Genomic DNA, 26687 nt, shown 5'->3' with positions numbered 1-26687 from the left:
TCAACGTCTCTATGACCGCAGGTGAGCCAGCACCGCCAGCACTCGCCGGTGTCCGGTGTCAGAGGTGGTCAGTCCGAGCTTGGCGAAGATGTTGCCGATGTGTTTGCTCACGGCGGTGTCGCTGACCACCAGCTTGCGGGCGATGTCGGCGTTTCCGAGGCCTTCGGCCATCAACCGCAACACCTCCGATTCGCGAGGTGTGAGCGATCGGATCGGGTCATCGGCTCGGCGACGGCTCATCAACTGCGACACCACTTCCGGGTCCATCACCGTTCCGCCCGCGACCACACGTTCGAGAGCGTCGACGAACTCCTCGACTTTGCCGACCCGCTCCTTGAGCAGATACCCCACCCCCGACGCACTGCCCGCCAGCAGTTCGCCGGCGTATCTGTCCTCGACGTAGGCGGACAGGACCAGCACGGGGAAGTCGGGGACCCGGCGGCGTACCTCGATGGCCGCCTTCAATCCCTCGTTGGTGAACGTCGGCGGCATGCGGACGTCGAGCACTGCACCGTCGGGCGGGTCCGCGTCGAACGACTCGAGGAACTGCTCGGCATCTGCGACCGCGGCGGTCACCTCGATACCAACGCTACGCAGCAGCAGCGCGAGTCCCTCGCGCAGCAGGGAGTCGTCCTCGGCGATCAAAATCCGCATGGCAGCTCCACTTCGAGTTCTGTCGGCCCGCCTGCAGGGCTGTTCAATGTCATCGTTCCCTCGAATGCTGCCACCCGGCGGCGGATTCCCGACAGCCCACTACCCGCGGTCTCCTCGGCCCCTCCGCGGCCGTCGTCGACAACAGTGATCACCATCGTGTTCCCGTTGTCGTCACCGCGAGTGCTGATGGTCAGATGCACGGTCTCGGCGCCGCTGTGCTTGGCCACGTTGGTCAGCGCTTCGGCCACCACGAAGTAGGCGGCAGCTTCCACAGCGGCTGGTGCACGCAGCAAGTTCCGCACATCCAGGACGCAGGTGATCGAGGAGCGTCCGGCAAGAGCTGCAACCGCCCCCTCGAGGCCGAGCTCGTCGAGGATCGGCGGGTAGATGTCGTGCACCAAGGTCCGCAGCTCCGACAGAGCATCGGATGCGGCGTCTTGCGCCCGAAGCAGTTGGGGCAGAGCTTGATCAGGGTCGACACGCAGCGATCGTTCGGCCAGACCGAGCATCATCACCACCGCCACCAACCGATTCTGGGCACCGTCGTGCAGATCGCGTTCGATGCGCCGCAATTCGGCGGCGTGTGCATCGAGCGCCGCGGCCCGACTTTCGGTCAGCGCCGTAACCCGTTGCGTCAGTTCGGTTTCACGCCTGGGTGCAAGGAGTTTGGCGGCCATGCCCGCGATTGCACGTGCCAACGCAGGGATCAACCACCGCGCGATCACCGCATAGGCGAGCGCGATGAACGGCATGGTGGCGGCCAGGGGCCACGACGTGACCAGATAGATGTTGCCCACCGGCTCGTCGGCGGGCATCGCCCACCAGTACGCCGGTATCAACATCGAGTTGATCGCCGCCAGCGGCAGGACGACGGCAACGAAGCCTGCGACGAGCGCAGCGAACGCGTGGCCGGTGACCCACGCCAGGTCGCGGCGAAACGGCGATGACCACAACATGGTTCGCAGGTCGCTGAATCCAAGGCGATCCTCCATCGGAGGGTATCGCTCCGGAATCACGACGCCGGTGTAGCGCCCGGTGCGACGACGCGCCTCGCCGGCCCAGAAACGCAGCACCCGCACGTAAGCGGGCACCAGCAGCCATCCGACGAAGAGGATCAGCAACGGCGCGATGATCAGCGCGCCGAACACGAACACCAACGACACCACCGCCGCGGCGCCTTCGACCATCAAGAAACGACATGCCCGCCACCACTTCGCGGCCTGTTCGCTTCGACTCATCGCTCCAGGATGCCGTAACCACCGCGCGAAAACGGTATAGCGGGCTACACCATTGGTTGGGTGGCCAGCGGGATGGTCCGGTGGCTCGCCGATTCATAGCGTTGCTGACATGACTTCAACAGCACCCGTTCAACCCCTGAAATCGTTGACGCCGACACCCGCGCTGCGCCTGGACAACGTCGCCAAAAGCTATTCATCAGGCCGTGGCCAGATCACCGCACTGGACTCCGTCAGTCTCACGTTGCCGCCGCAGGGATTCACCGCGATCATGGGCCCCTCCGGCTCGGGCAAGAGCACGTTCCTGCACTGCGCTGCTGGACTCGACCAACCCACCAGTGGCTCGATCTGGCTGGGGGACACCGAGATCAGCGCCCTCAAGCAGAAGGCGCGCACCACATTCCGACGCGACCACATCGGCTTCGTGTTCCAGGCCTACAACCTGTTGTCCTCGCTGACCGTCGAGCAGAACGTCACGTTGCCGCTCCTGCTGGCCGGCCGAACCGCCGATCGCGCGCGCGTGGAGCACGCGCTGGCGTCGGTGGGGCTCGCGAAGATGAGCCGACGTCGTCCCGCCGAACTCTCCGGCGGGCAGCAACAGCGGGTCGCGATCGCGCGGGCGCTCATCACCCGACCGCGCGTCATCTTCGCCGACGAACCCACCGGAGCACTCGACAGCCGGACCGGTCATCAGATCCTCGGGCTCCTGCGCGGTGCATCGACCGAACTGGGACAGACGGTGGTGATGGTCACCCACGATCCGATTGCGGCGGCGCAAGCCGACCGCGTCTTGTTCCTCGCCGACGGCCGCCTGGCCGGCCACCTCGAAGGACCGACCGCCGAGGCCATCGCTCGGTCACTCACCGACCTCGGGCAGTGGTGATGCAACGTTCACGCATGGGCAGCATCGCAGCCGCGAACCTGAGAGAACATCGCAACAGCTTCACGGCCGTATTCGTCACGGTCTTCTCCGCCGCCCTCTTGGTATGCGCACTCGGGGTGCTGTTCGAGTCCGGGATTCGCGGAGGCGTCACACCGCACCGCCTTTCCGGCGCCGACGTGGTGGTCGGGGCTGCGCAAGCGCTCGACATCACCGAAGACGTCGACCAGCCCTACGTCGAACGCGCGCGGCTTCCCGAATCGACGGTCGCCGAACTCTCGGCGCTACCCGGCGTCGGGTCGGCGGTCGGCGACATCAGCGCTCCCCTCACCGACGACAGCGGGCGCGCGTTCGATGCGCACGGATGGTCGTCGGCGGTTCTCGCGCCGTACAGCATCACAGCCGGTCACCCACCGGCCGGACCGGACGAGGTGGTGATGACGGGTGCAGCTGACCTGGGCCAGAAGGTGACGCTGCGACACGGCGGAGTCGCCCACGCGTACACCGTTGTGGGTCTGGCCGGCACATCCACATCCGAACCCGGTGGCCGCCCGGCGACAGTGTTCCTGAACGACGCCCGGATGCAGCAACTCTGGCCGCATACCGGCACGGTGGCGACGATCGGTCTGATCGCACAGGACGGGGTGGACGCCGAGACGCTCGCTTCCCGAATTCGTGATCACCTGCCCGCAGTGGAGGTGGACACCTACACCGGTGCGGCACGTGCAGACGCCGAGTACGTCGACATCGGCGCGGCGCGCGGCGAGCTGGTGGCGCTCAGCTCGGCACTTGCCGGGGTGGCGTTGATGATCGCTGTGTTCGTCGTGTCGAGCACGCTGTCGTTGTCGGTCCAGCAGCGCCGCCACGACTTCGCGCTGCTGCGGGCGACCGGCGCCACACCGCGTCAGATACACAAACTGATCGGCGCCGAGACGTGGGCCATCGCCTGTGTGGCGGCACTTCTGGGAGTGGCACCCGGCTACCTGCTGGCCGGTGTCCTGCGGGGCCGATTCGCCGACGCCGGGATCGTGCCGCCGGACTTCTCGCTTGCCTACGGACCGGTCCCGGGTCTTGTCGCAGTCGCCGCCGCGGTCGCGACCGCCCGGCTCGCCGCGGCTGTCTCCGCTCGACGACCGGCTCGCCTCGACCCCATCGATGCGCTGCGCGAGTCAGCGGTCGAGCCGGAGAAGCTGAGCCGGACCCGCGTGATCCTCGGACTGGCGGCCGGGGTGGGCGGGCTGGTGACTGCAACCCTGCCTGCCTTCATCCCCGGACCGGCGGCGATGGCCGGTGCCGGGGGATCTGCGGTTCTCCTCGTCATCGCCCTCGCCCTTCTGGGTCCGGCCCTCGTCTCGGGCGCCATGCGCGTGCTCTCCGGCCCGATGCTGCGCACCGGTTCGGCCGGGCCGGTGTTGGCGGCCGCCAACCTCAATGCCCATGGCCGCCGCCTTGCCGCGGCGATCACACCGCTGGCGTTGGCGATCGCGATCGGGGCGGTGCAACTGTTCAGCCAGAGCACCGTGACCGCAGCAGCCGAACGCCAATCCGAGAGCGGCACCACGGCCGATCTGGTTGTGACCGGCCCCGGCGGCATCAGCCCCCAACTCGCCGCGACGATCGACTCGATGGACGTGGTGCGTGCGGTGAACCCGATCACCCGCACCAAGGCCCTGTTCACCACGGACAGTTCCGAGGCCCCGACCACCGAGGCGTATCCCGTGCAAGGCATCGACGCCGCGAGCGCCACTGCCACGATGGATCTCGATGTCCGGGAGGGCGACCTTCAGCAGCTGACCGACGGCGCGGTGGCGCTCAGCCGCGACGCGTCGTCGGCGATGAACGCGGATGTCGGAGACACTGTGACGCTACGGATGGGCGATGGCGCTGTGATCACACCACGGGTTGTCGCCACCTACGACCGCGGTCTCGGCTTCGGCGACGTGACCCTCCCGGCGGCACAGGTACGAGAGCACACGACGACCGGACTGGTCGACCAGGTGTTGGTGTCGGCGGCACCAGGGCGGGTCGACGAGGCGCAGCGGGCCATCGAAGCCACCGGTGGCATGACCGTGATGAGGAGCGACGGATTCGCCGAGGCCGTTCGGCAGGACCAGCGGGCGCAGGACTCGGTGAACGTCGTGGCGCTAGCGGTGCTGCTGGGTTTCCTCGGCATCGCGGTGGTCAACACCCTGGTGCTGATGACCTCGGAGCGGCGTCGCGAGTTCGCGTTGCTGCAGCTGCTCGGTGCGGGTCCGCGGCAGGTACGCGGCATGATCCGTCTGGAGTCTCTGATCGCGGTGGCAGTCGCGGCAATCGCGGGCACGGTGATCGCCTACCCACCTCTGGCCGGGATCGCGATCGCGGTGTCGGGCATGCCGCTCCCCTTCTTCTCGCCATCGGCCTTCGGGGTCGTCGTCGGAGCCACGACCATGCTGGGCTTCGCCGCCATCACGCTGACGGCCCGCCGGGCGATACGCCTCGAGCGCCAGGTCAGAGGCCTTTAGCTCGGTTCACGATCAATAACAGTAGGTTAAAACAATGTGCACAACAGGTGACCCGTGGGCCGCCGACAAGGGACAACGAGGCGACTTCCGCATTACCACGGGCATTAGACGGCGCGACTTATGTTGCCGCAGAATGTTATTGAATCCTTACGGACACCAAAGCCCGCCGACGGCCCATGGCAGCCCTCGTCGTGCGGTGGCTCGCAGAAGCTGCCACAATGTCATCCGGGTTCACACTCTAGAACTGCAGCGGTGTAATCCGACCGTGGTCAACCCGTCCACGGTCCAACTGAACACGAAAGGAAAGTCATGACCTCGACTTTCGAACTTGCATTGCTTGACGTCTTCCAGTTCCTCATCGACAACGCTGAGTTCCTCGGCGGCCTCGCAGGCTGATTCGGTTCTCGAACCGACGCTTGCCCCGATCCGCGTCCTCGGGTTCAACCCGTCACGGCCGGATCGAACGGTTTTGCATCATGCCCCGCTCTGTACAGAGCGGGGCATGGTTGTCTTCTAGGGGTCTAAAACCTTGTCGATTCTGATTACTGACAGCCCGGCGGCATCCGCTGTAGCCGAGCTCAGATGGTCGTGGGCACAGGAATCTGACGATGCCATCGGCCCATGGCGTGGTGAACCCAGTCTCACCGCGGCCGTCAGGTCATGGACCGACGACCCCCAACGCACAGTCTGGGTTGCGCACGCACCGGACCAGGCCGTCGGAATGGTGTGCCTGACCGAATACACGCGAATGCCGAGCCCCAGGACCAGCGCAACCGGCAGCTGGGGCTATCTCGGCCACCTTTATGTACGGCCCGACTACCGAGGCGCCGGAATCGGCGCGCAGCTGGTCGACTGCGTTCTCCGCAATGCAGAGCATCGCGGATACCGCAAAGTGATTCTCTCCCCCACCGAGCTGTCAATACCGCTGTATTCACGGCATGGGTTCACCCGCGACAACGATGTAATGATTCGGCGATTTTGATCGACGCGGTCGTTTTGCAGGCTCTTCCATTCACGGCCGGTGATACCTCGGCAAAGCCGCACCCCGGAAAGTCGCACCCGTCGCCTAATCTGACCCGGTGACCCGTCCTCCATCCAGCCCCCGGCGTTGTCCGTGTACCAGTGGCCTGATCTGGGACGACTGCTGCGGACCTCTGGTGTCCCGGATCCGTAAACCGCCGACCGCCGAGGCTCTGATGCGTTCTCGGTTCAGTGCGTTCGCCGTGGGTGACGCGGACTACCTACTGCACAGCTGGCATCCCCGTACCCGGCCCGAGGTGGTGGACCTCGACGCCTCGACGCGGTGGTACCGACTCGACGTCGAGTCAACGTCGCACGGGTCGCTGTTCGATTCCGTCGGCGAGGTGGAGTTCACCGCGTTCTACCGGATCAAAGGTTCGGGCGCGGGCACGTTGCATGAACGGAGCCGGTTCGAGAGACACGAAGGTCGCTGGGTGTACGTCGACGGTGTGGTCGCGCCGAACTGACCACCTATACGTCTCAGTGGGTCTGTTCGGCGTCGTGGTCGGGGGTGACGTGCCGTCCGGCCAGGTCGTGGAGTGCGATGAACACGCGCTTGGATGCCTCAGCCCACGGCATGAGGATCGGGAACACATGGAACATGCCGCGCTCTTCCATCGCGTGCACCTTGACCCCGGCTTTGTCCAAGCCGTCGGCGAACTTCCGGATCCCGTCGCGAAACATCTCGTCGCCGCCCCAGCACACAAATGTCGGTGGAAACCACTCCGGATCTGCCATGGCGTACACCGCGGACACACGCTCGTCGTTCGGCTGGACGCCCTGCAGGTACGGGGTCACCGGGATGTTCCAAGGCAGGATGTCGTACTGGGCGTTGTCGGTGATCGACGGATGATCGAGCTCGAGATCGATCTCCGGGGAGAACAGGGCCAACGCAGCCGGAACGGGCAGCGATCGGGAATGTAGATACGAGATCAGGGATGTCGCGAGGCCGCCGCCACCGGAGTCACCCGCGACCACGAGGTGCTCCGGGTCGACGCCGCGGTCGAGAAGACCCTGGAAGACGTCTGCCGCGTCGTGCACACCGGCGGGGAACGGGAACTCCGGTGCCATCCGGTAGTCGGCGATGAACACCTCATAACCAGTGTTCTTCACCAGCGATGCGGCGAATGCTGCGTACATGATCGGGGACGTGCCGATGTATCCACCGCCGTGCAGGTAGAGGATGGTGGCGCCGATCGTCTGCTTGTCGTCGGAATTGTCCACGTAGGCATCCGAACTGGCTTTGGCGCGACACCAGATGCCGTCGACTCCGCCGATCGTGTCGTTTGTGATCTCGACGCTGTCGGTGAGTTCGATGAACGGCGGCATGACGACTCGGCAGATGTCGTCGAGGATCTTCTCCATCGACCTGAACTCCTCGATGGGCAGCCCCATCGAGTAACCCATGAACGATCGGACAACCTGGCGGGTGACCGACTGCCCCAGGTTGTCCAGCAAACCGCCGGGACCCTGCCACGGGCGTCGAAAGGGCACTCTGGCAAGACCATTGAGCAAGCTCTCCGCCAGCCCGACGACAGTCAGAGCAGTAACCGGCATGGACGCCGTCTGGACCTCGGGCCGGTCAGCCATCACCATGTCGCCCATCCTAAGGCCGGCCGGGGATCGAGGCTGAAGTCGGTCGAGACCTCAATTCATCGAGCATGCGGACGACCTCTTCATTGTCGACGGACCGACGGCGTATTGGTCGATGTGGTCACCCCATTCCGCCCGCCACCGATTTCGTGGACAAGGTGGCGGCGGCAGAGGCGGACTGACCCATCACCCGTCCATCGCGATCAAGGCCGGCCGCAGTACCGAATATGCCCACGACTCCAGCGTGGTCGGGGTGGTGCTGATGACGCCGCGTGGGTTCTCGGGCGAGAAGTTGCCACGGAAGCCACGCAACATGCCGACAACCCCGTCCACCTGGGCGGCCGTCATCCCGAATCCCGCGAGTTGCTGTGCCACAACATCATCCGATACCCGCCGGGCAGCGATCTCGCGGCCCGACGCGGCGGACAGAATGTCTGCAACCTCGCTGAACGACAAGTCGGCCGAACCCAGGACGCCTTGCGTATGGCGCCCCACCCAATCAACCGACAGGAGTCGAGCGACAGCCACATCGCCGACATCTCGGGGGTCGACAAACGAAATCCGTTGATCGAGAGGCAGCGTGGTGGCGAGAACCCCATTCCGTAGGCTCTCCAGGTCCATCAACAAGTTCGTGAAGAAATACCCACATCGCAAGTGAGTGACAGCAGCGCCGGTGCCGTCCAGGCGCTCCTCGGTCTTCGCCAGCCCGTCGATCTCACCGAAACCATGCCTTGCCTCTGCGCCGACGCTGCTCTGGAACACCACGCGCTCGATGCCGCACTCCACGATGGCGCGGGCGGCGCTGGCACCCATGCGGTCATATCCCGCAACCGGGTCATCGTCGTGGGTCGGCGGATCGACCCAGTACAGTGCCCGCGCCCCTGAGCAGGCCCGCGCGACCGCGGGGGCGTCGCCGAGGTCCACCTCCGCGATGTCCGCCTTTGTACGTACTGCGGCTGCGACTTTCGCGGCATCCCGCACCAGCAATCTCGGACGCACCCCAGCCTGGATGAGCAGTTGCGTCACTCGCGACCCGACCCGACCGGTTGGGGTTGTCACCACAATCGTCATGACGTCACCTTCCTTCTGTACTCGCGTGTCGACATGATGCAACACAGCACCGACAAACCGGGTTCGTCAGCAAACGGGTAGCAGGCTGAACGTTTGGTTTCCAGTCCGAATGTTTGCCTCTGCCAATCACTTCCGTTCAATCGGGGGGTCTGCGTGGGCCGCGTGGGCACGATTTGAGAGGTCACCGGACAATCGATCCGCCCGACCGATGAGTGCAGAGGCGCCCGCAACGGCTACCCGGTCACAGGTGGCGGGCCCCCTTGAGGCCTTGATGCCTTGATGCCGCACGGTCTGGCCTGCCGGCCCCGGCACGATGTCAGACCTGGTCGTTAGACTGGACGATTCGGTGAAGTCCTTCCCTTCAAAGGCGTTGGACTGCAACATGATCAATACTTTCGAACACTTGTGCGAACGACTTGTTTGTTCTATCGTTGCGTCATGGATATCGGGGGAATCCGCACAGCGCTGGCTGTGGTCGCGCAGGGGTCACCACCTGAGGCCGATGATGAATTGGCCGGACAGGTGGTGGCGTTGATCAAGATTCGCCATCTCGTTGATCACGTCTTGTCGGTGTGGGTGGGCGCACTGGACCGTCGGGGCGTGGCCAAGAGATCTGGTGAGTCGTCTACCGCGTCGTTGCTGATGGCCGGTGGGCTGGCGCCGGGGTGCGCACACCGGATGGTGCGGGTCGGCCGGGCGTTGGTGTCGCTGCCCCGTGTGGCCGATCACGCTGCGGATGGTGATTTCTCGGGCGAGCAGGTCGATGCGATCGTGCGGGGTATCGCACATGTTGAACGTGCTGTGGCGCAGTTGCCTGGCCCGGCGCGTGAAGCATGCGTGAATCGTCTGTTGGGGCAGGCGTGGTCGGGTGCCACGCCTGCCGAGATCGGGAAACGAGCCCGGGGAGACGCGTTCGCCCTGGCTGTAGATTCCGGCGGCGTGCCGGTGGCCGAGAACACCGAACTGAACACGCTGTCGCTGGGCCAGAGTCCCGATGGGCGGATGCGCGGCAGGTTCGATGTCGATGCGATTCTCGGCGAGAAGCTGTTGACGGGCCTCGACCCCCTGACTCGGCCGATTCCGGACGAGAACGGCACACCTGACCATCGATCGACGGCGCAACGAATGGCGGAGGGGCTCGAGCGGTTGATCGATGCGTACCTGCAGGCCGAAGATCGGCCCACGGTCGGTGGTGTGCGTCCTCATCTGACGATGACCGTTGATGCCCGCGAGTTGGCCGGGGAAGGTGCAGCGCCACCTGATCCGGCCGCGCCGGCCGACGAATACACCCGTTTCCTCGACGACAAGGGGTTTCGGTCCGCGTTCCGGTTGCAGTGGATGGGTCCGATCAGTGGCCGAGCGGCGCAGATGCTGGCCTGCGATGCGACGTTGACGTCGATGATCTTGAACGGTGAGCGGGTACCGCTTGATGTAGGCCGGGAGCATCGCACGGTCACCCCGGCAATCCGTAAAGCGTTGCTGGCACGCGACTGCGGGTGCGCATTCCCCGGCTGCGGGCGGCCCGCCGGATGGACCGATGCCCACCACATCAAGCACTGGTCAGCCGGCGGGAGCACCAGCCTCAGCAATACCGTCCTACTGTGCCGGCACCATCACCGGATGATCCACCACCACGGATGGTCCGTCGCCATCGGCAACGATGGGCATCCGTGGTTCACGCCGCCCATAAGTGTTGACCGCGAACAAAACCCGATACCTGCGCAACACCGGACCACCAACACGCCGGCAGCAGCCTAGAACGCTCGCCTACACCGTCGCCAACTGACCTGATCTGCTCTTTGACAACTCCATAGTGTGAAGGCGAGTTGGGTGCTCAGGTTTGCAGGGGCAGCAATTCGTCGGCCATCTGGTCGAGGAACTCGGCGATCGACTCGACGGGCACCACCGGGCGCACCACGAACTTGGTGATACCGGCGTCGACGAAACGGCCGAGTTCGGAACGGGCCTCGTCCCAGCCACGGCACACCAGGCGCTGCGGATCGGCGAGATCCTTTCGCCGACGTGCAACAGCGGCGATCACGGTGTCGACGGCGGTGTCGTCGGTACCCTGCGGTGCGACAATGAGATTCGTGCCGTAGTGATCGGGCTCGACCTCCCGGCCGGCTTCTGAGGCAGCGGCTTCGATCTGCCGTCGACAGTCGGCGGCCTCGCCGGGACTGACGAAGCTGCCCAGCCACCCGTCGGCCAGTCGCCCGATCCGATTCATGCTGACCGGGAGGCGCCCGCCGAGCCACAAGTCGAGCGGTTTTGCCGGGGGTGGCCCCACAGTCGCCTCGTCGAGGTGAAAGAACTTGCCCTCGAAGGTCACCAACGGTTCGGTGAGCAACGCCCTCACCACGGAGAGTGCCTCCTCGAAGACTGCGCCGCGTAGACCGGGCGGTACGGGGTACATCGTCCGGTCGGACACCGTCGCGGGTTGAACGCCGAACGCCGGGAGAACCCGGCCCGGAGCGGTCGCTGCGAGGCCGGCCAACTGTGCGGCGACCAGCGCAGGGTTGCGGCCGGGCAGGACCAGCACCCCGGTGCCGAGTTTCAACTTCTCGGTCCGGCCCGCGGCGTAGGCCAATCCGATCAGCGGATCGACATGGTGTGCAGATGAGGCCTGATCCGACAGCCACAGCGAGTCGATGCCACGTCGTTCGGACTCGTCGACGAGCTCCGCCAGGGCGGGACCTGCTGCGAGCGACCGGTCCGTGGACGAGACAACTCCGACTCCAATGCGAACCTTCACCCGTCAACGGTCGCACATCGCTGCGTCGGCCACAGCAACCGTCAGGGTGTGGTGGCGAGTGTTGCCCCGTCGGTCACCGGCCGGCTGCCGTTCGTGTCGGGACGGGTCCGGTCGATGATCGCGGCGGCGACATGCGCCGCATCTCGGTCGATCCCGTGGAACCGACCCGAACCCCACGTGTACATCCACGGCAATCCGATGAACGAGAGCCCCGGAACGGCGGTGATCCCCCGCGTCTGCATCGGGCGGCCGGCACCGTCGAACACGCTGGCCTCTATCCACCGGTAGTCGGGCCGGTAGCCGATCGCCCAGATGATGCTGGTGACACCCGCCTCGGTCAGATCGAGCGAGGCGGGCTCGGAGTCCGGTTCCCACACCGGCTCGTACCGAGTCGCCGGCGGTGCGTCGATGCCCTCGCGTTCGATGTGCCGATCGATGTCCTGGCAGATCGAGTTGTACACGGCGTCAGCCGAATCGAGTGATGCACGAAGGGTCGGCGCGAACTCCAGCATTGCGTCTTTGCCGTTCTCCAGCAGCCCGTACAACTTCATGCCCTGCAGGGCGAACTCGCGCAGGTCGATGTCGCGGCCACCATCGCGGCCGGTGACGTAGTGATTGGTCTTCTCGCGCGCGGCCTGGCCGCCGGGATACTCCTGCACTCCGATGTCGTAGACGCCCATATCGGCGAGCCATGTCATGCAGTCCCGGCCGCGGTAGAAGCGCGCAACGCGCGGCGCCTTGCCCATCGCCAGATGAACCTGACGCCCGGCCAGGTGCAGGTCTTCCGCTATCTGCGCGCCGGATTGGCCGGTGCCCACAACCAGTACGGAGCCGTCGGGAAGTTGCTCGGGATTGCGGTATTCCTCCGAATGGAGCTGCACCACAGCGGGGTTCAGAGATGGAGCGTACGGCGGCACCACCGGGACGGGGTATCCGCCGGTCGCGACCACCACGTCGTCGCACGTCACAGTCTCCGATCCGGCCTCCGACAACAGGGTCAGCTCGAAACCGCCGCCGTGGGCCTTACGAAGCCGGGTCACCCTGGTGTTGATGCGCAGCGGAGGACTGAAGGTGTCGAGCCAGCCGGTCAGCCACTCGACCACCTCGTCACGCTTCATGAAGCCATCAGGATCCGAACCCGCATACGTGCAGCCCGGAAGTCGGCAGTGCCAGTTGGGTGTCACAAGCGTGAAGTTGTCCCAGCGGGTGTCGGACCATGCGTGCACGGGGGTCTTGGCCTCGACGACGAGGTGCTCGATGTCTTGGCGCCCCAGATACCAGCTGACCGACAGACCGGCCTGCCCACCGCCGACGATGACCACCGGAATGTGTTTTGCTGCCTCAGGCATGTGCCAACTCCCGCCAGGTCGCGGTGCGGGCTTCGTCGAGTTCGGTCACCCGGGAGTACACGTCCGGTCGACGATCACGGAGATGGAACATACCGCCCCGCATCTGCTCGAACGCGGCGGTGATGTCCACTTCGGCCACCGCCATGCCGCTGCCGAGCAGAGTGGTCGCCAGGATGTTCCCGCCGGGGTCGACCACCTTGGCGTTACCCACGTAGTCGAGAGACCCGAACGTGCCCGATTGGTTGGACGCCACCCAGAACACCTGGTTGTCCAGGGCGCGGGCGATGTCGAATTGGTTGAACCGGTAGGTCCACCGGTCCTCCTGCAGGTTGTCGGCGCGAGCGGTACGGGCGGCCGGCCAGGCCGACAGACTTGCGATGATCTCGGCACCGTCGAGCGCCATCACGCGTGCGGCTTCGGGAAATGCCTTGTCGTAACAGATCTGCAACCCGATACGGCCTACCGGCGTCTCGAAAACGGGATAGCCGTCTCCGGCGGAGTACGACATGTTCTCGCCGAGTGGCTGATGCACCTTGCGGTAGGTGCCGTAGATCTGACCACCATCGAGTAGCGCCGCGGCGTTGTACCGCGTCTCTCCGTCGTCTGCCAGCTCGCAGAAACCGATCGCCACCACGAGGTCGCCGACGATGCTCTGCACCTTCTGCAGCTCGGGCCCGTCCACCGAGATCGCCGGCGGCAGTGATCGATTGGTGTTCTTGACGGTGTCGCCGTGATTGCCCAACGACGACAGGTAACCGCCGATCGCCGCCTCGGGCAGGGCCAGAAAGTCGACGCCTTGCTGCCGGGCCTGGTCGGCGAGCGTGGCGATCAGCGCGTAGTTCTGGTCGAGATTGCGGGTGAAGTTCGCGGAAACGCCTGCGAGGATGGTCATTTCGGCGTCCTCAGACCATGTACGTGGAGTTGATGATGGCACCCTTACGGGCGTAATGAATCAACGCATCCTGCACATCAAGCGGATGAGCCGGGATCACACCCTCGATCAGATCTTCCTCACGGCCACCATGAAGTGCCAAACCGAACCGACAGCAATACACCGTCCCACCCTCACCGATGAACGTCCCCAACGAATCATTGATGTTCTGCTCGCCCGGAAAACCCGAATCGCCCGTCGTCGGGAAACCGCGCGTGGCCAGGCAGTTGATCGCGCCAGGACCATAGAAATACAACGCCGACTCAAACCCCTTACGCAACGCCCGCGTCGCCTGCAACACCGCCACAAAACTCACCGACGACTCATGCGCAATCCCATGAACCAACGTGAAATAGGACTCCCCACCCTCAGCCTGATAATCCGGGAACAACTTCGTCCCCCCATAGATGTTGCTGCCCTTCGGCAACGACGGATGCGGGATCTCAGCCAAAGACTTCTTGATATTCTCGGCAATCAACTGATCGATATCGGACATGATGTCTCCTGACATTGTGTGATCAAAGGTAGTGCGGGACTTGGGTTTCACAAGGCGCGCGGCACGTCGATGTGCTGCGTTCGGCCTTGGACCAAGTACAGGCCCGATCCATTTCGAAATGGTCACGCCGGGACTAACAGGTTGTTTCGTGGTGCTCTCAGCCCGGTCGGCCATGAAACTGACCACAGGCGTTTCCGGTTCTGACGGATTCGCGGCACTCAGCTTGATTCATCAGTAAGGTGGCATAGGTCACAGCAAGTGCATGGTCAGGGACTGGGTCACAGTGCCAGGCCGCGAGCAGAGAGTCACCGCGATGAAAACCAAGGCCGCAATCCTGACCGAGTTGAACACCGACTGGAAGATCGATGAGATCGATCTCGGTGACCCGGTCGCCGGAGAGGTCCAGGTACGCCTGGCCGCATCCGGGCTCTGCCATTCCGACGCCCACGTCGTCGACGGGTCCAGTCCGATCCCGATCCTTCCGGTCCTCGGCGGCCACGAGGGCGCCGGCGTCATCACCAAGGTCGGGCCAGGGGTGTCCGGCCTCGAAGAGGGTGACCACGTCGTGCTCGCGTTCATCCCCGCCTGCGGCACGTGTCCGTCGTGCGCCAAGGGACTGCAGAACATCTGCGACCTCGGTGCCGGCTTGCTCACCGGCCAGGCGATCTCCGACGGCACCTTCCGCGTCACCAAAGACGGCGCTCCCGTGGTCCAGATGTGCCTGCTGGGCACCTTTGCCCCCTACGTCACGGTTCACCAGGCGTCGGTCGTGAAGATCGAAAAAGACATCCCCCTCGACAAGGCAGCCTTGCTCGGTTGTGGTGTCTCCACGGGCTGGGGATCAGCAGTCGACATCGGTAACACGCGGCCCGGCGACACCGTCGTGGTTGCCGGCATCGGCGGCGTGGGCATCAACTCCGTCCAGGGTGCCGCCCACGCAGGCGCGCGGTTCATCGTGGCGATCGACCCGGTGGAGGACAAACGGAAGACCGCGCTGGACTTCGGCGCCACCCACACCTACGCGTCGATGGAAGAAGCCGCCGCCGACATCGCCGACCTCACCTGGGGCGCCATGGCCAACACGGTCATCCTCACCATGGGTGTGGTCAGGGGCGAGTACGTCCAGCAGGGCCTGTCCCTCACCGGCAAGGGCGGCCAGGTCATCGTCACCGCAATGGGACCGTACGACCAGGTCGCCACCGACCTCAACCTGTTCGAACTCACCCTGTTGCAGAAGCGGGTCCAGGGCGCGATCTTCGGTGGTGTCGGTCCCCGCACGCAGATCCCGAAGCTGCTCAATCTGTACCGCAGCGGCGCCCTCAAGCTCGATGAGCTGGTGACCACCACCTACAAGCTCGAGGACATCAACCAGGGCTACCGCGACATGGCCGAGGGCAAGAACCTCCGCGGCGTCATCATCTACGGCGACGACGACTACTGACGTCATCGAGTCGGGCCAGTTCGTCGACGGTCAGCGTCAGGTCGACCGACCCGAGCAGAGCTTCGAGCTGCTCGGGTGACCTGGCGCTGACGATCGGGGCAACCACTGTCGGCTGCTGACGGGTCCATGCCAGGGCGACGGTCGCGATCTGCACGCCGCGAGATCGGGCGATGCGATCGAGCTCATCGACCACCGCCAGCCCTTCGGGGCTGAAGTACCGTTCGACGATCTTGCTGCGCGCGACGCCTGCGACATCTGCCGCGGTGCGGTACTTGCCGGTGAGGAACCCGCTCGCCAAAGCCCAGTACGGGAATACGCCGAGGTCGAACTTCTCGGCGAGCGGACGTAGTTCGTCCTCGAACGGTTGCCGTGCCACCAGGCTGTAATGAGGCTGCAGGGCAACCGGTTTGGCGAACCGGTTGGCCTCGGCCACCTCGATCCACTCCTGGATCCGCGCGGCTGAATAGTTCGAGATACCGACGTGGCGCACCTTCCCCGCCTTCACCAGGGCGTCGAAAGCACCGAGGGTGTCGGCCAGCGGCACATCCGGGTCGTCGTAGTGCGCGTAGTACAAGTCGATGTGGTCGGTCTTCAGGCGCCGCAACGATGCCTCGGCCGCACGCGCGATGTTGTCGGGTGCCAGGCCCAGGAACTCGGGGTGACGGCTCACCTTGGTGGCCAGGACGATGTCGTCGCGCCGGCCACGTTTGGTGAACCATTCGCCGAGAATCGTCTCCGACTCTCCGCCGACGTTCCCGGGCGCCGACGCCATATAGCTGTCGGAGGTGTCGATGAAGTTGCCGCCGGCGGACACGAACGCATCGAGCACCGCGAACGACTCGGCCGCGTCGCTGGTCCAGCCGAAGGTGTTGCCACCGAGGTTGAGCGGGTAGACGTCCAGGTCAGAACTTCCGATACGTGACATGGGATGTTCAACGGTCAGTCGCCGAGGACGATTCCCTCACGTCGGGGATCCGCGCCACCCGACCATCCCGTCTCCGTTCGCAGGAGTGCGCTCAGACCGCTGGACTGATCGGCGAGTTCAACGGTGTGACCCAGGTTCTGCAACCCCGTCACCAGAGGATCGTCGGGCCCCGAGATGTTCGGGTGCTCCCCACCCACATTGGTCTTCGGCGAGTTCGCGGCTCCGAAGTCGACCATCGAGACCGCCTGCTGGGGATCCATGCCCCAATCGATGAGTCCCACCAGGGTTTTCACGACGAACTGGATGATCACCGAGCCGCCGGGAGAACCGACCACCATCTTCAGCTGCCCGAGACCGTCGTCGGCGGCCTCGAAGACCAGCGTCGGGGCCATGGAACTGCGTGGTCGTTTGCCTGGCTCGACCCGGTTGGCCAGTGGCGCGCCCTGAGGGTCGGTGGGTTCGGCGGAGAAGTCGGTCATCTGGTTGTTGAGCAAAAAACCGTCGACCATGTGGAACGACCCGAACGACGACTCGACGGTTGTTGTCATCGACGCCGCGTCGCCCTCGGAGTCGACGACAGAGATGTGGCTGGTGCCGTGTTCCACTCCGGCGAACCAGCCCTTCGGGCCGGTGTCGAATGTCCCGGCTGTTGCCGTACCCATCGACCGGTCGGGATTGATCAGTGCGCCGCGGCCTTTGAGGTAGACGGGGTCGAGCAACGCCTCGGAACTACCACCGGGCAAGGGCACGAAATCGGAGTCGGCGACATACTTGTCCCGGTCGGCATAGGCAAGCCGCTCCGCCTCAGAGATCAGGTGCACGCCGTTGACCGAGGGCTTGCCGCCGTTGAGATCGAGAGTGGTCGGCGGATACTGATCCATCGGGAAGTTCGACAGGATCCCGAGTGTCGAGGCCACCGCGATCCCACCGGACGATGGTGTGGGCATGCCGCAGACCTGGTTGTCCCGATACGGCACGCAGAGCGGCTCGCGCACCTTGGCCTCGTAGTTCGCCAGGTCGGTGACCGTCATCTGCGATGGGGTCATCCCGTTCGCCGTCGACCCTGCTTCGGCGACGATCGCTTGCGCGATGTCGCCGCTGTAGAACGCCTCCGCACCGCCGGATGCGATGGCGCCCAGCGTCTTCGAGTACGCCGGGTTGGTGAGCGTCTCCCCCGCAGGTTTCGGCGAACCGTCGGGTCGCAGGAAGTAACTTCTCGCATCGGGGTCCGCGCCGAGATCCGTGGCCGAGTCGCCGATTGCGGCTGCCAGCCGGGGGCTGATCGAAAACCCGTCGTCCGCAAGCGCGACAGCGGGCTCGAACAGGCTGCGCCACTCTGCATTTCCGTGCTCGGACTGCATCATCTCGAGCATCCGCAGGACGCCGGGCACACCGATGGACCGGCCACTCGCGCGCGCGTCGGGTACGGGCTCGGTCCGGTTGGCGTCATCGATCCATCGCAGATAGTTCTCGGTCGCCGCGGCCGGGGCAACCTCGCGGCCGTCGAATGCCTGCACCGACCGGTCGTCCGCGTCGTAGTACAGCGCGAACGCACCTCCGCCGATCCCTGAGCTCTGCGGTTCGACCAGGCCCAACACCATCTGCGCGGCGACCAGGGCATCGGCGGCGTCGCCACCGTCTGCGAGAACTTCGCACGCAGCCTGGGTCGCGAGCGGGTTGGCCGTGGCCGCCGCGAACGAAGTGGTCTGCACCGCAGTCATGTTCGAGCGATATCCCGTCGCCACCTCAGGATTCGTCGACAGGTTCTCGGTGGTGTCGGGGGTTGCCGCCGTCGCAGCAGGTGCGGCCGTGCCACCGTTCGGGCCCGACGGGATCGCGCACACATCGGTTGCCGCTTCCTCGTTGGAACACGACACCACCATCGACATCCCGATGATCACGGCCGCGCCGACACACGTCAGGCGACGACGGGAACGCCGAATCCGTTCAGCCACCCAGCTTCTCCAGCTCCACCAGCGCGTTCTCGAGATGGGTCAGCAATCTCTGCAGGTGAGGGATGGAGCTGCGGGCACCGATCAGCCCGAAGTTCACCTTCCCTGCCGTCATGGTGACGGTGATGTTCAGGGCCTGCCCGTCCAATGCGATCGACACCGGATACACCCCGTCCAGGCGGGCCCCGTTCCAGTACAACCGCCGCGACGATCCCGGCACGTTGGAGATGACGATGTTGAACGGCGGGGGCGTGTAACGAACGAATCCGGGAACCGTGGAGAACAGCAGCGGTGCCATGGTCACACCACCGAACCCCAGCGCCTGCATCGGCGTGAGGTCCTTGATCATCCGTTTGCCCTGCCGCGTCGATCCCGTCACCACGGCCAGCCGTCGGGCGGGATCGGACTCGTTGGTGCCGAGGTTGCAGAGCATCGTGGTGACAGCGTTGCCCTCCGAATAATCCGCGCCGGCCTCGCGCATCGACACCGGAACCATCGCGATCAGGGGCGCGCTGGGCAGCGCGTTCCGGTCGAGGAGGTACGACCGCAAGGCACCAGCACACATCGCGATGATGACGTCGTTGGTAGAGATCTCGAGAATCTTTGCCACCGAACGTATCCGGGTCTTCGGCCACTGCTGGGCGGCGAATCGTCGAGCCCCGCCGATCGGCACGTTCAACATCGTCTTGGGCGCCCCGGTCGGCAACACCAGGTTCGGATCACGCAGTCCGTGCATGCCGATTCGCAGACCCGCCGGGGCGAGACTCGCGATGTCACCGGCGAGCTTCACGCCGTCGGACACCAGATGCAGCGGGTTCATCGACCCACGGGATCCGCCGTCCTTCTTCGGCCGGCGGAACAGCGCCGGGTCCCACGGCGCCTTGCCGCTGCGGTCCTCTGGGTCGGTACTGAGCGCCCGCTCGAGCAGTCGTAACGCCGAAACCCCGTCGACCAGAGAGTGATGCACCTTGGTGTAGAGCGCGAGCCGGCCATCGGCGAGACCTTCGATGACGTGGACCTCCCACATCGGCCTGTGCCGGTCCATCAGGCCACCGTGTTGCGCAGACACGTATTTGAGCAGTTCACGGATACGGCCGGGACGCGGCAACACCGCGCGTCTCACGTGGTAGTCGAAGTCGAGCTCTTTGTCGTGAGTCCACCGCAGGGTGCCCATCACGTTCACGGGCGAAGCGGGTCGTTTGCGGAACAGACGCGCCACATCAGTCTGTTTGCAAAAGGTTTCGTAAACGAACTCGCCGAAATCCTCGGCCTCGCCTTCTGGCGGTACAAACAGCTGTAGTCCACCGACGTGCATCGGATGCTCACGCGTTTCGGCCAGCAAGAACATCGATTCGGTGATCGGCATCAAAGGCATCAGCAGCCCCCTTCTCGCGCACAGCGCTAGCGGCGGTGGCCCCCTTCTCGAGACACGTCAGAAGTATGCCGCGTCTCGCGTTTTCGTATCGCCAAACGAACTTACCCATATCTGATGTCACATAGACGATGGATCCGTTACGGTTTTCCCATGGCAGTCAGCGGAAGCACAAGCATTGACATCGACGCGACACCGGCACAGATTCTGGACGCGATCGCCGACGTGGAATCGATGCCGTCCTGGTCATCGATCCACAAGAGCGTGGAGGTCATCGACCGGCATCCCGACGGACGGCCCAAGCGGGTCAAGATGAAGGCGTCGCTCCTCGGCATCTCCGACGACCAGGTCCTGGACTACACGTGGTCGGACACGGGCGTCACCTGGGACCTTGTCGAGAGTTCGCAGCAGAAGGCACAGCACGCCGAATACCGGCTGACAGAGACCGACAAGGGCACCCACGTCGAGTTCGAGATGATGCTCGACCCGAAGGCGCCGGTTCCCGGCTTCATCATCAAGCGTGGTCAGAAGACGATCCTCGAGATGGCCACGAAAGGATTGCGCGACCAGGTCAAGAGCTGAGGTATATCGGTCAAAGGCGGCGAGAGAGAAGCGCTTTCGCCGCCGCCCTACCGACTCCCAGGAATCCGGACAGCGACGCCATCCGGAAAGCCGTGGACCACACCGTGCTGCGGGCCGACTCGGGAAGTGGCGCGTTGTCGAACCGATCTGACAACCAGTCGAGCACCACCGGCGCCGACAACACCATCAAGGAAAGGTGCTCGCTGAGGCGGTCACGCACGTAGGTGACGTGCGCACCGCCCTTTTCGTACCGCTCCACCTGGCCATCGATGTCCTCGACGGCGATGATCTGGTCATGCACGGGGTGCAGTACCAGCAGCGGACAGTCCGGGATGCGGTCACCGAGTCTGATGTCGTCGAAAAGCTCGAGGAGCTCGGGTTTGGCGAGCACATCGGCAAGCGGAATCTTGGTGTAGTTGTCGAAATCATCCTTGGCGAAACGGATCACGGCTTCCACCGTCGACATCGACTCGATCTTGTTCAACCGGTCGCGACCCTCGTCATCGACGTGCGTCTCGATCACCTGCTCCAGGCCCGGGTAGATGTGCCGGAGACCGGCCACCACCAGGGCAGGCAGACCCGCATACAAAGTGCCGTTGAGACGGATGTACGTCTCACCGGGATCACCGACGGGCGCACCGAGTGCAGCACCGACGATGTTGATCTCCGGTGCGTATTCCGGCGCCATCTCCGCGACCCACGACGACGCCATGCCGCCACCCGAATATCCCCACACCCCTACGGGTGTAGACGCGTCCAGACCCAGCGGACCGAACGTCATCGCGGCGCGAACGCCGTCGAGTACGCGATAGCCGGGCTCCCGAGGGGCGCCGAAGTAGCCGTTCATCCCCTCATGGTCGGCAATACTCACGGCCCAACCACGTTGCAGCGCATTCGCGATGATGAACATCTCGAATGGTGGAACGCTCCCCGGTGACCATGCGCCCTGTTGAAACACGTACGACGGAAAGCACTTTGCCGACACTGCATCGATGGCGCACTGATACGCAAGCAGCGGCCGGGCTTCGGCCGGGTCCGCGCCGGCCGGTAGCAGCACCGTCGTCACGGCGGGCTCGGCGTTCCGGTGTAGATCACTGCTCCGGTAGAGCAACTGCCAGGCCCTGGCCTTCTGCGGGATGAGCCCGAGCAACGCCAACCTGATCTCCCGACTGCGAAGCAGCGTGCCTTCGGGCAGGGACTCGAAGCCGGCCGGTGGCACATAGAACGGGTCGTCCCCGGGTAACGATGGCCTGCTCCACCGTGACGGTGTCGGCGCGGTCGCCTCGGGGGTCCAATCGTCGTCGATCAGAAGTTGAGTCATCGGGATCCTTGGTGAGAAAACAAACCCGGCGCGGACCGTGTGGCCCGCGCCGGGTAGAAGTGTGCCCTCTATCGGCGTTTGGTGACTGCCTTGACGATCGCGAGCAGGATAACCGCTCCGAGCAGTGCCGTCAGGAAGGTGAAGAACCATCCGCCGCTCGCCGTGTCGAAGGCGAAGCTGAGCAGGAAGCCACCGAGGAACGCGCCGAGCACGCCGACCACGATGTTGAGCAGGATGCCCATCTGCTTGTCGGTGCCCATGAACTTGCTGGCAATCCATCCCGCGAGACCGCCGATGATGATGTAGCCGATCACACCCACCGATGTGGTGGTGGTGGAGCGTTCAGCCAGGATTTCAACAGCCGCAGCAGTAGTACTCACAGTCATTTCCTATCGTCGGTTGTCTTTGCCGACCGCAGCAGAGCGGCCAGGCGCTCAGTAAAGGTTCCCAATGTGGAACTTTGCAAACGCACAGATTTTGGCGGGTGAGCGTTTCAACCCTCCCCCACCGGGCTATCCCCCGTCCATGAGTTCAGCAAAAGATGACCCCACCTTGGACAACGTCATGATCCCGACCGAAACGGTCAATCCGGATCACCACGAGCACGCGAAGACGCCGGCACACCTCGATGACGATGAGTTGGCGAAGCGGGCCGAACACGAGCAAGCGCTGGTCGACGACGCCAAGAACGGCGACAGCTGATCATGAGCAAGCAGCGCGAGGACGTGCGGGACGATCCGGAATCGCCTGATCCGGAGGATCCGCGCAAGCCCGAATCCCCGACTCAGCTGACCAAGCACTCCTTCATGTTCGTGCTTCGGAAGACGCTGCGGGAATTCTCTCGCGACCAGTGCACCGACATCGCGGCCGCACTCACGTACTACTCAGTGCTGTCGCTGTTTCCCGCGCTGCTTGCCCTGGTTTCGCTGCTCGGTGTCTTCGGGCAAGGCGAGAAGACCACTGACGCGGTTCTGAAAATGGTCGATGACCTCGGACCCTCGTCTGCGGTCGACACCCTGCGGGGACCCGTTGAACAACTCGTTGCCGCACCGAGCGCGGGGTTCGCCCTGGTGCTCGGTCTGGTCGGTGCCCTGTGGTCGGCATCCGGTTACGTCGGGGCCTTCGGCCGGGCGATGAACCGGATGTACGAGATCGACGAAGGTCGGCCGATCTGGAAATTGCGTCCGGTCATGCTGCTCGTCACCCTGATCGCATTGATCATGGCTGCGGCGGTTGCTTTCATGCTTGCCGTGAGCGGTCCGGTTGCGAAGTCCATCGGTGACGCCATCGGCCTGGGCGACACTGCGGTCACCGTCTGGAACATCGCCCGCTGGCCGGTGGTCTTGATCTTCGTGATCCTGGTTGTCGCGATCCTCTACTGGGCCACCCCCAACGTGAAGCAGCCCAAGTTCCGCTGGGTGAGCGCCGGCGCCATCCTCGCCATCGTCACCTGGATCGTCGCCTCGGCCCTGTTCGCTCTGTACGTCGCGAACTTCAGCAACTACAACAAGACCTATGGCGCGCTTGCCGGTGTCATCGTGTTCTTGCTGTGGCTGTGGCTCACCAATCTCGCGTTGCTGTTCGGTGCCGAGTTCGACTCCGAGCTCGAGCGCGGTCGCCAGCTTCAGGCGGGCCTGCCGGCCGAAGAGCGCCTGCAACTTCCGCCGCGTGACACCAAGGCGTCGGACAAGAACGAAGCAACCGACCAGAAGTTCGTCGAGAGAGGTCGGGCCCTACGCGAATCCCAGGGCCAGACGATGACGCCTGACAAGTAAGACACGTTTCCCGAAGCCCCCGTACTGGTTTGCCCGGTGCGGGGGTTTTGTTGTGGGAACTGGCACGTGCTCGGGCTGTGGGGTGAGCTTGGCCGGTTATGCGAGCTGGGGTTCGGTGCAGCTCGGGAAACTGGGGGACGCTCGGACTGCGGAGTGAGCGTCGGCCAGTTATGCGAGCTGGGGTGCGGTGCAGCTCGCAAAACCGGGGGACGCTCGGACTGCGGAGTGAGCGTCGGCCAGTTATGCGAGCTGGGGTGCGGTGCAGCTCGGGAAACCGGCACACGCTCGGACTACAGACCGAGCAACGACCAGCCGACCGAGCGGGGTCACAGGTCAGGTCGGGAGACTGGCAAAAGCTCGGACTGCAGAGCGAGCAACGACCAGCCAAGCGAGCCGAGGTACCAGGCAGCCGCGAAACGGGGACATGCTCGGACTGCGGGGCACGCGTCGGCCGGTTAAGCGAGCTGGGGTTGCGGTCAGCTCGGCAAGCCGGCAGACGCTCGGGCTACAGACCGAGCGACGACCAGCCCGGCCCGACAATCAGCGCAACGCAACCAAATTCGCGACGGAATTGCGGACGTCAGACTCGATGACCTTCGCGACGAGGTTGCCGACGGGACCGTTCAAGACGCTGCCGCTGAGAGTGGCGTCGAGGTCGAAGATGGAGCCCTTACCTTCCGGCGTGACCTTCAGCGCGATCTCGATCCGCACGCCGCCGCGACCCTTGCCCGACAACTCGAGCAAGCGGGGTTCGTCGTAGCGGGTCACGGTCCAGTGGATCGTGTTGCGGAAACCCTTCACCTTGATCAGCGACGACACCTCGGTGCCTTCTTCGATCTGCGCGGGCAACGGACTCTTCCAGCCCGCGAAGATCGTCATCCACTCGTCGAAGCGACTCAGATCGGACGCCATGTTCCAGGCCGCAGCAGGTTCTAGCTCCGACGTGACGGACACATTCACACCAGCCATTGGGATGTCTACTTTCGTTGTTTTGTGCGGCCTTCGCGCCGAGCGGCTCGGGTCAGAACAGCGGCGGCAGGGCGAAGACCATGATGATCGTCCACGAGATGTGCGTACCCATCGATGCGACGATGCCGCCCGTGGCACGACGTTCGAGAGCGCTGACCGCTCCGAGCAGGATTGCCGCGAAGCCCAGCATCGGGTTGCCGCTGGCAAGGGTGGCGACGATGTAGATGAGCGTGGAGAAGATGACGGGCGCATGGCCTTTGAGGGCCGAGTACACCGCGCCGCGGAAGAACATCTCCTCAGCCACCCCGTTGACGAGGGCGGTGGCGAGAATCAGGGAGAAGGTGCCTTGATCGGCGTGGTCGAGCACATCGGAGACAAAATCGGCGATGGGTGGGATCTCCCGGACCACCAACGCCCCGACAACGAACACAGCACCCAGCGCCAGCCCCACCGCGACACCGATCGCGCCGGCACGCACCGGCCCGCCACGCGGCGGCGGAAAGGCCCCGAGGTGTAGCGGCCCGGACAGCACCGCGCCGATGGCCCAGACCGCCGCGAGGGCGAAGGTCATCGGGTAGAACGACGAGTCACCGGGATCGATCGACAGCGAGATGCTCAGCAGCACGCTGCCCACGAGCAACGTGACCACCACGACGATCCTGCGGCGCAACATCTGGGCGCGTGTCTCGGGCGGGTCGTTGGAGTCGTCCTCCATCGTGCCGATGAGGAACTGGACCTTCTCGGGCAGTGTGATCACTTGGGCCGCCCTGTCACCGCGCCGACGACCCCGGTCAGGAGGTTCCACGCCGGACCGAAGCGGTCTCGCACCCCGATCTTCACCCGCATCAGGTCGCCACCGGCCCAGTCGGGGTCGGTGTCGGCCAGGTGATGGATGTCGCGGAGTTTGTCGACCGGCTTCGGAAGTGGACTCTCGGCGGATCTGCGCACTGCATCCCGGATGGTCAACAATCCTCCCGGCGGATCGGGGACGTGGTCTCGGATCGAATGTTCTGACGCCTTCATCGGGTAGTCAAGTGATCTCACCAGATCGGACGCGAGCCCGCTGGGGACCGGCACAATGAACCCGCTGACAAAGCCGGCCAAACGCACGTCGATGTTGGGGAGCAGCACACCGACCCTGGGTTGACCGATCTCGCGCAGGTAGGCGAACAGCAGCGAGTTGTACGACGACCGCTCCGGCCCGCTGATGTCGTAGTCACCCGGAGGCACCGCGTCGGTGGCGGCGGCGGCGAGATAGTGCACGGCGTCGCGCACCGAAATCGGATCCATCGGATTGTCCATCCACGCCGGCAGCGGGATCACGGCCAGGCGGTCGGCCATGTAGCGCACCATCTCGAACGATGTGGATCCGGCGCCGATCACCACGGCAGCGCGCAACCACACCAGGTCCGCTCCCCCGTCGACCGACAGAGCGGTTCCGACCTCGGCCCGGCTCTCGAGATGTTCGGAGAGTTCGGCGTCGTCGGGGACGAAGCCTCCGAGGTAGACGATGCGTCCGACGCCCGCATCGCGCGCTGCGGCGGCCACGTTGTCTGCGGCCCGACGGTCGTCGTCGCGGAAGTTGGGTTGTCCGATGCCGTGGACGAGGTAGTAGATGACGTCGATGTCGCCGCCCGAGCTGATGCCGTCGCGGACCGAATCGGCGTCGAGCGCATCGAACTCGATGGTCTTCACCCGGTCGAACCATCCGAAGCGCTCGAGACTGCTGCGGTTCCGCGATGCGGCAACCACCTCGTGCCCCTTCGACAACAGGGCTGGGACCAGGCGAGATCCGATGTAACCGGTCGCTCCCAGAACAAGAACCCGCATGTGATCACCGTTCGTCAGGACCGTGATTGCCACGA

At 64.7% G+C, this 26687-nt stretch carries 25 protein-coding genes; 9 read left to right on the top strand and 16 right to left on the bottom strand.

Translation table 11 applies throughout. From position 1 onward, the window contains the following. Window positions 1-9: 9 nt before the first annotated feature. Both CSW57_RS15075 and CSW57_RS15070 read right to left on the bottom strand, forming a co-directional pair. Window positions 10-654, bottom strand: coding sequence for a response regulator transcription factor (locus CSW57_RS15075; RefSeq protein WP_099383572.1), 645 nt, complete (start codon window positions 652-654; stop codon window positions 10-12). After that, a complete protein-coding gene (locus CSW57_RS15070; RefSeq protein ID WP_099383571.1) occupies window positions 642-1892 on the bottom strand; it encodes a sensor histidine kinase in 1251 nt (416 codons plus the stop codon). Before CSW57_RS15070 ends, CSW57_RS15075 begins: the two co-directional genes overlap by 13 nt. A gap of 109 nt (window positions 1893-2001) precedes the next feature. Between CSW57_RS15070 and CSW57_RS15065 the strand changes: the two genes are divergently transcribed. From CSW57_RS15065 to CSW57_RS15050, 4 genes are all read left to right on the top strand, one after another. Then, window positions 2002-2772 carry an ABC transporter ATP-binding protein gene (locus CSW57_RS15065; RefSeq protein WP_099383570.1) on the top strand — a complete coding sequence of 257 codons (771 nt, stop codon included), beginning with the start codon at window positions 2002-2004 and terminating at the stop codon, window positions 2770-2772. A gap of 14 nt (window positions 2773-2786) precedes the next feature. After that, window positions 2787-5273, top strand: a complete 2487-nt coding sequence (locus tag CSW57_RS15060) for an ABC transporter permease (protein ID WP_223249279.1) — start codon at window positions 2787-2789, stop codon at window positions 5271-5273. Between the two features lie 529 nt (window positions 5274-5802). Beyond that, window positions 5803-6255 (top strand): GNAT family N-acetyltransferase, encoded by a 453-nt coding sequence (locus CSW57_RS15055; protein WP_223249278.1) that lies wholly within the window; start codon window positions 5803-5805, stop codon window positions 6253-6255. 97 nt (window positions 6256-6352) lie between these two features. Continuing rightward, window positions 6353-6760: a YchJ family protein gene (locus CSW57_RS15050; protein ID WP_099383569.1), complete on the top strand. Its 408-nt coding sequence runs from the start codon at window positions 6353-6355 to the stop codon at window positions 6758-6760. A gap of 13 nt (window positions 6761-6773) precedes the next feature. Here CSW57_RS15050 and CSW57_RS15045 read toward each other — a convergent pair whose 3' ends face one another. Together CSW57_RS15045 and CSW57_RS15040 are read right to left on the bottom strand one after the other, a co-directional pair. Continuing rightward, window positions 6774-7889, bottom strand: coding sequence for an alpha/beta hydrolase (locus tag CSW57_RS15045; RefSeq protein ID WP_099384490.1), 1116 nt, complete (start codon window positions 7887-7889; stop codon window positions 6774-6776). Between the two features lie 183 nt (window positions 7890-8072). Further along, complete coding sequence (locus CSW57_RS15040; RefSeq protein ID WP_099384489.1) at window positions 8073-8957, bottom strand: NmrA family NAD(P)-binding protein; 885 nt, start codon at window positions 8955-8957, stop codon at window positions 8073-8075. A gap of 438 nt (window positions 8958-9395) precedes the next feature. Between CSW57_RS15040 and CSW57_RS15035 the strand changes: the two genes are divergently transcribed. Further along, complete coding sequence (locus tag CSW57_RS15035; protein WP_099383568.1) at window positions 9396-10715, top strand: HNH endonuclease signature motif containing protein; 1320 nt, start codon at window positions 9396-9398, stop codon at window positions 10713-10715. A gap of 76 nt (window positions 10716-10791) precedes the next feature. Here CSW57_RS15035 and CSW57_RS15030 read toward each other — a convergent pair whose 3' ends face one another. The 4 genes from CSW57_RS15030 to CSW57_RS15015 are packed head-to-tail and all read right to left on the bottom strand — an operon-like array spanning window position 10792 to window position 14485. Further along, window positions 10792-11709: a TIGR03854 family LLM class F420-dependent oxidoreductase gene (locus tag CSW57_RS15030; RefSeq protein ID WP_223249277.1), complete on the bottom strand. Its 918-nt coding sequence runs from the start codon at window positions 11707-11709 to the stop codon at window positions 10792-10794. A gap of 41 nt (window positions 11710-11750) precedes the next feature. Next, entirely contained in the window at window positions 11751-13058 is a 1308-nt protein-coding gene (locus tag CSW57_RS15025) for an MSMEG_0569 family flavin-dependent oxidoreductase (RefSeq protein ID WP_099383567.1), read from the bottom strand. Next, window positions 13051-13950: a carbon-nitrogen hydrolase family protein gene (locus CSW57_RS15020; protein ID WP_099383566.1), complete on the bottom strand. Its 900-nt coding sequence runs from the start codon at window positions 13948-13950 to the stop codon at window positions 13051-13053. Before CSW57_RS15020 ends, CSW57_RS15025 begins: the two co-directional genes overlap by 8 nt. 10 nt (window positions 13951-13960) lie before the next feature. Continuing rightward, complete coding sequence (locus CSW57_RS15015) at window positions 13961-14485, bottom strand: MSMEG_0572/Sll0783 family nitrogen starvation response protein (RefSeq protein ID WP_062795209.1); 525 nt, start codon at window positions 14483-14485, stop codon at window positions 13961-13963. Between the two features lie 313 nt (window positions 14486-14798). Between CSW57_RS15015 and CSW57_RS15010 the strand changes: the two genes are divergently transcribed. Further along, on the top strand, window positions 14799-15926 hold the full coding sequence (locus tag CSW57_RS15010) for an NDMA-dependent alcohol dehydrogenase (protein ID WP_099384487.1): 1128 nt from the start codon (window positions 14799-14801) through the stop codon (window positions 15924-15926). Here the strand turns inward: CSW57_RS15010 and CSW57_RS15005 are convergent. From CSW57_RS15005 to CSW57_RS14995, 3 genes are all read right to left on the bottom strand, one after another. Next, window positions 15901-16851, bottom strand: coding sequence for an aldo/keto reductase (locus tag CSW57_RS15005; RefSeq protein ID WP_099383565.1), 951 nt, complete (start codon window positions 16849-16851; stop codon window positions 15901-15903). The two genes, CSW57_RS15010 and CSW57_RS15005, sit on opposite strands and share 26 nt — an antisense overlap. Before the next feature lie 14 nt (window positions 16852-16865). Beyond that, complete coding sequence (ggt, locus tag CSW57_RS15000; protein ID WP_099384486.1) at window positions 16866-18734, bottom strand: gamma-glutamyltransferase; 1869 nt, start codon at window positions 18732-18734, stop codon at window positions 16866-16868. Between the two features lie 64 nt (window positions 18735-18798). Then, window positions 18799-20178 (bottom strand): WS/DGAT/MGAT family O-acyltransferase, encoded by a 1380-nt coding sequence (locus CSW57_RS14995; protein ID WP_099383564.1) that lies wholly within the window; start codon window positions 20176-20178, stop codon window positions 18799-18801. 150 nt (window positions 20179-20328) lie between these two features. Here CSW57_RS14995 and CSW57_RS14990 point away from each other — a divergent pair, with 150 nt between their 5' ends. Next, window positions 20329-20757, top strand: a complete 429-nt coding sequence (locus tag CSW57_RS14990) for an SRPBCC family protein (RefSeq protein ID WP_099383563.1) — start codon at window positions 20329-20331, stop codon at window positions 20755-20757. Window positions 20758-20767: 10 nt separating this feature from the next. On the opposite strand, the gene CSW57_RS14985 is transcribed toward CSW57_RS14990, so the two are convergent. Both CSW57_RS14985 and CSW57_RS14980 read right to left on the bottom strand, forming a co-directional pair. After that, window positions 20768-22078 (bottom strand): lipase family protein, encoded by a 1311-nt coding sequence (locus tag CSW57_RS14985; RefSeq protein ID WP_099383562.1) that lies wholly within the window; start codon window positions 22076-22078, stop codon window positions 20768-20770. Window positions 22079-22146: 68 nt separating this feature from the next. Next, window positions 22147-22464 (bottom strand): GlsB/YeaQ/YmgE family stress response membrane protein, encoded by a 318-nt coding sequence (locus CSW57_RS14980; protein WP_099383561.1) that lies wholly within the window; start codon window positions 22462-22464, stop codon window positions 22147-22149. 139 nt (window positions 22465-22603) lie between these two features. Between CSW57_RS14980 and CSW57_RS24495 the strand changes: the two genes are divergently transcribed. Both CSW57_RS24495 and CSW57_RS14975 read left to right on the top strand, forming a co-directional pair. Continuing rightward, on the top strand, window positions 22604-22780 hold the full coding sequence (locus CSW57_RS24495) for a hypothetical protein (protein ID WP_189339282.1): 177 nt from the start codon (window positions 22604-22606) through the stop codon (window positions 22778-22780). A 2-nt stretch (window positions 22781-22782) separates the two neighbouring features. After that, the gene (locus CSW57_RS14975; RefSeq protein ID WP_099383560.1) at window positions 22783-23853 is read left to right on the top strand and encodes a YihY/virulence factor BrkB family protein; all 1071 of its coding nucleotides are present in this window, start codon (window positions 22783-22785) and stop codon (window positions 23851-23853) included. Between the two features lie 540 nt (window positions 23854-24393). On the opposite strand, the gene CSW57_RS14970 is transcribed toward CSW57_RS14975, so the two are convergent. The 3 genes from CSW57_RS14970 to CSW57_RS14960 are packed head-to-tail and all read right to left on the bottom strand — an operon-like array spanning window position 24394 to window position 26652. Continuing rightward, window positions 24394-24822 (bottom strand): type II toxin-antitoxin system Rv0910 family toxin, encoded by a 429-nt coding sequence (locus CSW57_RS14970; protein ID WP_099383559.1) that lies wholly within the window; start codon window positions 24820-24822, stop codon window positions 24394-24396. A gap of 52 nt (window positions 24823-24874) precedes the next feature. Next, window positions 24875-25579: a CPBP family intramembrane glutamic endopeptidase gene (locus CSW57_RS14965; RefSeq protein ID WP_223249276.1), complete on the bottom strand. Its 705-nt coding sequence runs from the start codon at window positions 25577-25579 to the stop codon at window positions 24875-24877. Further along, window positions 25576-26652, bottom strand: a complete 1077-nt coding sequence (locus CSW57_RS14960) for an NAD(P)H-binding protein (protein WP_099384484.1) — start codon at window positions 26650-26652, stop codon at window positions 25576-25578. Before CSW57_RS14960 ends, CSW57_RS14965 begins: the two co-directional genes overlap by 4 nt. Between the last annotated feature and the right edge of the window lie 35 nt (window positions 26653-26687).

Origin of the sequence: Williamsia muralis, assembly GCF_002735905.1 — a bacterium.
GTDB lineage: Bacteria > Actinomycetota > Actinomycetes > Mycobacteriales > Mycobacteriaceae > Williamsia > Williamsia muralis_A.
This window is presented reverse-complemented; position numbering and strand designations above follow the sequence as displayed.

Coding starts and splice junctions, on each gene's coding strand:
- CSW57_RS14975 (WP_099383560.1), top strand. CDS start 22,783: ATGAGCAAGCAGCGCGAGGACGTGCGGGACGATCCGGAATCGCCTGAT.
- CSW57_RS15060 (WP_223249279.1), top strand. CDS start 2,787: ATGGGCAGCATCGCAGCCGCGAACCTGAGAGAACATCGCAACAGCTTC.
- CSW57_RS15010 (WP_099384487.1), top strand. CDS start 14,799: ATGAAAACCAAGGCCGCAATCCTGACCGAGTTGAACACCGACTGGAAG.
- CSW57_RS15045 (WP_099384490.1), bottom strand. CDS start 7,889: ATGGTGATGGCTGACCGGCCCGAGGTCCAGACGGCGTCCATGCCGGTT.
- CSW57_RS24495 (WP_189339282.1), top strand. CDS start 22,604: ATGAGTTCAGCAAAAGATGACCCCACCTTGGACAACGTCATGATCCCG.
- CSW57_RS14985 (WP_099383562.1), bottom strand. CDS start 22,078: ATGACTCAACTTCTGATCGACGACGATTGGACCCCCGAGGCGACCGCG.
- CSW57_RS14980 (WP_099383561.1), bottom strand. CDS start 22,464: ATGACTGTGAGTACTACTGCTGCGGCTGTTGAAATCCTGGCTGAACGC.
- CSW57_RS14990 (WP_099383563.1), top strand. CDS start 20,329: ATGGCAGTCAGCGGAAGCACAAGCATTGACATCGACGCGACACCGGCA.
- CSW57_RS14970 (WP_099383559.1), bottom strand. CDS start 24,822: ATGGCTGGTGTGAATGTGTCCGTCACGTCGGAGCTAGAACCTGCTGCG.
- ggt (WP_099384486.1), bottom strand. CDS start 18,734: ATGGTGGTGTCGTGTTCCAACGAGGAAGCGGCAACCGATGTGTGCGCG.
- CSW57_RS15040 (WP_099384489.1), bottom strand. CDS start 8,957: ATGACGATTGTGGTGACAACCCCAACCGGTCGGGTCGGGTCGCGAGTG.
- CSW57_RS15005 (WP_099383565.1), bottom strand. CDS start 16,851: ATGTCACGTATCGGAAGTTCTGACCTGGACGTCTACCCGCTCAACCTC.
- CSW57_RS14960 (WP_099384484.1), bottom strand. CDS start 26,652: ATGCGGGTTCTTGTTCTGGGAGCGACCGGTTACATCGGATCTCGCCTG.
- CSW57_RS15070 (WP_099383571.1), bottom strand. CDS start 1,892: ATGAGTCGAAGCGAACAGGCCGCGAAGTGGTGGCGGGCATGTCGTTTC.
- CSW57_RS14995 (WP_099383564.1), bottom strand. CDS start 20,178: ATGCCTTTGATGCCGATCACCGAATCGATGTTCTTGCTGGCCGAAACG.
- CSW57_RS15025 (WP_099383567.1), bottom strand. CDS start 13,058: ATGCCTGAGGCAGCAAAACACATTCCGGTGGTCATCGTCGGCGGTGGG.
- CSW57_RS15015 (WP_062795209.1), bottom strand. CDS start 14,485: ATGTCCGATATCGATCAGTTGATTGCCGAGAATATCAAGAAGTCTTTG.
- CSW57_RS15020 (WP_099383566.1), bottom strand. CDS start 13,950: ATGACCATCCTCGCAGGCGTTTCCGCGAACTTCACCCGCAATCTCGAC.
- CSW57_RS15075 (WP_099383572.1), bottom strand. CDS start 654: ATGCGGATTTTGATCGCCGAGGACGACTCCCTGCTGCGCGAGGGACTC.
- CSW57_RS15065 (WP_099383570.1), top strand. CDS start 2,002: ATGACTTCAACAGCACCCGTTCAACCCCTGAAATCGTTGACGCCGACA.
- CSW57_RS15035 (WP_099383568.1), top strand. CDS start 9,396: ATGGATATCGGGGGAATCCGCACAGCGCTGGCTGTGGTCGCGCAGGGG.